Here is a 4,037-nt window from a genome sequence, read left to right on the forward strand (position 1 = left end):
TCTGTTCCGGAGTCTGGAGGATTTGGAGCAGGTGATCAACGCGCATCTGCGTCTGGTGCGCAAGCGCACCGATCTGCTGCGGGGGTTCATCGAGTCGGTCGGCTTGGAACCCTCACCGTTTCCGTCAACCGCATAATCAAAGATCAGTAACCTAGAAATTGTCGGACGTCTGCCTCGGTTCGCGTGGCTGTGGCGTCGTCCATGCCCCCTGGTCGCCCCTCGGCTGCGCTGGAGAGTTCTTTATGTCCGACTTGCGCGTTGTTCCCTCCGATGAAAGCGATAAAGCGGACAAAAAGAGTTCCGCTGACTCCCCGGTGCTCAACTACTACGGCTCTGAGCTGCGGCGCTTCCGCGAGGCCGCGGGACTGACCCAGGACGAGCTGAGCGCGAGGATCAACTACTCCAAGCCCAAGATCTCCAAGGTGGAGACGGGCAAGAGCTCCCCTCTGGACCCGACGCCCGAGGACAAGCTGCACTCACCGTTCACCGGGCGCTGCGACGAGGTGTTGCAGACCGGTGGCGCTCTGGGCCGGATACTGCCCTTGTTGGTGCTGACGGAGGAGGCATACCCGGGATGGTTCAAGCCCTATGCCAAGTTGGAGGCGGAGGCTTCTGCCATCTACAACTTCCAGCCCCAGGTGGTTCCGGGCCTGCTACAAGCCGAGGATTATGTGCGTGCCCTATTGAGCTGTCGGCGCCCCTACATCGGCGATGAAAAGCTGGAGCAGCGCACGGCGGCCAGGCTCGGCCGTCAACATGTCCTCGACCGGGAGAAGCCGCCGGTGCTCTTCGCGGTGATGGACGAATCTGCTTTGCGCCGCCCGATCGGCGGACGTACGGTCCTCAAGAAGCAGTTGGCGCACCTCATCGAGCAGGCGGAGCGGCCGTTGGTCAACATCGCGGTGATACCGACCGACATCACCGAGCATGCCGGTCTCGACGGTTCGCTGGTCATCCTGGACTTCCCCGAGGACCCTTCTGTCCTTTACCTGGAGTCCGGCGAACATGCCACAATGACGGAAGTGGCGCATGAGGTGGATGCGAAACGGCAGGCATTCAATACGTTGTGCATGCAGACACTCAGCCCGCGCGCCTCGATTGACCTGATGGCTTCGATTATGGGAGAGCTATGACCGAGCGACCCGAGGTGTCGGGACTGGCGTGGCGTAAGTCGTCCTACAGCGGCAGCGGTGGCGGCGAGTGCGTGGAGGTCGCTCTCTCCTGGCGTAAGTCGTCCTACAGCAGTAACCAGGGCGGCAACTGCGTGGAGGTCGCCCACGGGTGGGAGAAGTCCTCGTACAGCGGTAGCGGCGGCGGCAACTGCGTTGAGGTTGCTCTGGGCTGGGAGAAGTCGTCCTACAGCGACAGCAGCGGTGGTAACTGCGTGGAGGTCGCGGCGGGGGTGTGCCACACCAACCTGCGGGATTCCAAGAACCCAGAAGACGGGTACTTCTCCTTCGCGACCCCGGAGTGGGGATCCTTCCTCTCCACCGTCAAGGGCGGCGCCTGCTAACCCCGATAACCCTGACGGCGGCGAGCGCCGGGACGGTTTCCCCTCCCCGGCGCGCGATCACCCGACCCCTCCCACGCTGCGAGGGCGGGAATCGGCCCCTGCCCTCGGAAGACGGCGATCCACCAGCCACACCACCAACGCCGCTCCGGCGTACGCCGCGCCCAACACACTGACGGCGCCCCATCCCACCTTCGCGTACACCCACGCCGCAGTGACGGCGCCCAGAGCGCTGCCCAACGAGTAGAACACCATGTACGCGCCGATGATCCGACCGCTCGACTCCGGCCTGGCCGCGACGATGCGGTTCTGGCTCGTCACATGCACGGCTTGCACTGCGAAGTCCAGGACCACCACTCCCACCGCGAACAGCACCAATGAGTGTCCGGCCTGCCCGATGAACAGCCACGACACCACCAACCCCACCAGCGAGCACACGGTGACGGCCTCACCCCACCCTCGGTCGGCCCACCGCCCGGCCCGAGCGGCGCCCAGCGCACCCGCCAGCCCCACCACACCGAACAGCCCGATCTGCGTCGTCGACAGGTTCCACGGCTCGCCGCTCAGCGGCAGAGCCATCCCGCTCCACAGCACCCCGAACGACGCGAACACGAACAGACAGATCAGCGCCCGGACCCGGAACACCCGATCGGTCGCGGTCAGGGTGACCACTGAGGCCACTGCCCGCCCATAGCGGCTCGCCGACCCCGGCCCGCGCACCTTCCGTTTCTCCGTCGCTGCGGGCAGCAGCACCAGCACGGCCACGGCCAGCACCAAAGCCAGCACCGCCGAACCCGCGTACACCCACCGCCAGTCGGCCAGATCGGCCACTGCCCCGGACACCGTCCGGGCCAGGATGATGCCCACCACCACACCACCGGTCACCGTGCCCACGTTGCGGCCGCGTTCGGCGGGCCCGCTCACCGCCGCCACGTACGCCACGGCGATCTGCACCACCACCGAGAACAACCCGACCACGGCCATCCCCACCAGCAGCCCGGCACTCCCGGTCGCCCCCACCACCACCGCGCACCCGGCGGCAACCGCCACCACCTGCACGACGATGAGCGTCCGCCGGTCCACCAGGTCTCCCAACGGCACCAGCAGCACCAGCCCCACCAGGTACCCCGCCTGGGCCACGGCGACCACCGCGCCCAACCCGGCGGCGGGGATCCCCAGATCGGTCCCGATCCGCTCCAGCAGCGGCTGCGCGTAGTAGACGTTCGCCACGGCCACCGCGCACAGCACCGCGAGCAGCCCCCGCACCACCCCCGTCACGGGCTCCAGCCCGACTTCGGGGTCCGCACACTTTGTCATTCGCCCACCCCTGACAGATTTAAGTAGTAGTTTGAAACCAATCAGAGGCTACGGCGATATGGTTGCAAACTGCAACCGAAGGATGGAGTGGCTGCATGCCCGACCAGGAATGGACCGACCCGCACTGCCCGGTCGCCCGCACCCTCGACCTCCTCGGCGACCGCTGGTCACTGCTGATCGTGCGCGACGCCTTCGACGGGGTTCGCAGGTTCAGCGACTTCCAGCGCGGCCTCGGCATCGCCCGGAACATCCTCATCGACCGCCTGCGCGCGCTCATCGCCGTCGGCGTCATGGAGCAGCACCCCAACGAGCGCGGCACCCGCAACGAGTACGTCCTCACCGACAAGGGGCGGGACCTGTTCACCGTCGTCGTCGCCCTGCGCCAGTGGGGGGAGCGCCACGCCTTCGCCCCGGGGGAGGAGCACTCCGAACTCCTCGCCCTCGCCACGAACACCCCGGTCCCCCCGCTCACCCCCACCGCCGCCGACGGCACCCCCCTCGACCCCACCAACACCCACGTCCGCAAGGTGGCCCCTGGAGATTGAGCAACTGTCCGTGTTGAGAGTCGCTCACCCGACCGGAACACTGATCCCTCTGGAGGCCGCCCCGCAGTCTTCGCCTCCGGGCGGCCTCACGCATCTCGGTTGGCCCCGGCCGCTGCTCTCTGCTCTTTGTCTTGAGCTCGCGCTGTTTCTCGTGCCACAGTGTCCGGAGACGTCGGCTCAAACGGCCCCGAGACGCACATAACGCGGAGATAACGCCCCGCGTCTCCCCAGGTCGTTAACGGTGAGCCCCGCACACGCGGGGATGGACCCGAGACCCAGTACTCGGTCCTGTTCTGGTTCGTGTGAGCCCCGCACACGCGGGGATGGACCCTCGCAGCCCGAGCAGCCACCCCAGCCCCCGGAGTGAGCCCCGCACACGCGGGGATGGACCCGCGCACCCGTCCGGGCGGGCCACCCGCCGCCAGTGAGCCCCGCACACGCGGGGATGGGCCCTGGTCGACGCCGCCCGGGCCCTGGTCACCGACGTGAGCCCCGCACACGCGGGGATGGGGCCGGGGCGTTTCCGGTTTTTGGGCGGCTATCGACCGCTCGCTAGTCAACTTTGCTTACTGGTAGTCAAAGTTGATTTCTGGGTGGTCAAACTTGAGTAGTCGTCCGTGTGCGGGCGGGAGGCGCTCGGGGGCCGGGGCGGTTCTGGTGGGTGG

At 67.2% G+C, this 4,037-nt stretch carries 4 protein-coding genes and 1 CRISPR repeat array; of the genes, 3 read left to right on the plus strand and 1 reads right to left on the minus strand.

Annotated features, from left to right (window positions below):
* The first annotated feature begins 242 nt into the window (after positions 1-242).
* Positions 243-1,133: a helix-turn-helix domain-containing protein gene (locus tag ACJOT3_RS33220; RefSeq protein ID WP_406977096.1), complete on the plus strand. Its 891-nt coding sequence runs from the start codon at positions 243-245 to the stop codon at positions 1,131-1,133.
* Positions 1,130-1,513, plus strand: a complete 384-nt coding sequence (locus ACJOT3_RS33225; RefSeq protein WP_406977097.1) for a DUF397 domain-containing protein — start codon at positions 1,130-1,132, stop codon at positions 1,511-1,513. The genes ACJOT3_RS33220 and ACJOT3_RS33225 overlap by 4 nt, the downstream gene beginning before the upstream one ends.
* A gap of 57 nt (positions 1,514-1,570) precedes the next feature.
* Here ACJOT3_RS33225 and ACJOT3_RS33230 read toward each other — a convergent pair whose 3' ends face one another.
* On the minus strand, positions 1,571-2,827 hold the full coding sequence (locus tag ACJOT3_RS33230; protein ID WP_406977098.1) for an MFS transporter: 1,257 nt from the start codon (positions 2,825-2,827) through the stop codon (positions 1,571-1,573).
* Between the two features lie 95 nt (positions 2,828-2,922).
* Here ACJOT3_RS33230 and ACJOT3_RS33235 point away from each other — a divergent pair, with 95 nt between their 5' ends.
* Complete coding sequence (locus ACJOT3_RS33235) at positions 2,923-3,372, plus strand: winged helix-turn-helix transcriptional regulator (RefSeq protein WP_406977099.1); 450 nt, start codon at positions 2,923-2,925, stop codon at positions 3,370-3,372.
* Positions 3,373-3,613: 241 nt separating this feature from the next.
* Positions 3,614-3,886: direct repeats of the CRISPR family, unit length 29 nt; unit sequence GTGAGCCCCGCACACGCGGGGATGGACCC.
* Positions 3,887-4,037 lie beyond the last annotated feature (151 nt).

Origin of the sequence: Nocardiopsis protaetiae (assembly GCF_045446735.1) — a bacterium.
In the GTDB taxonomy this organism is placed as follows: Bacteria; Actinomycetota; Actinomycetes; order Streptosporangiales; family Streptosporangiaceae; genus Nocardiopsis; species Nocardiopsis protaetiae.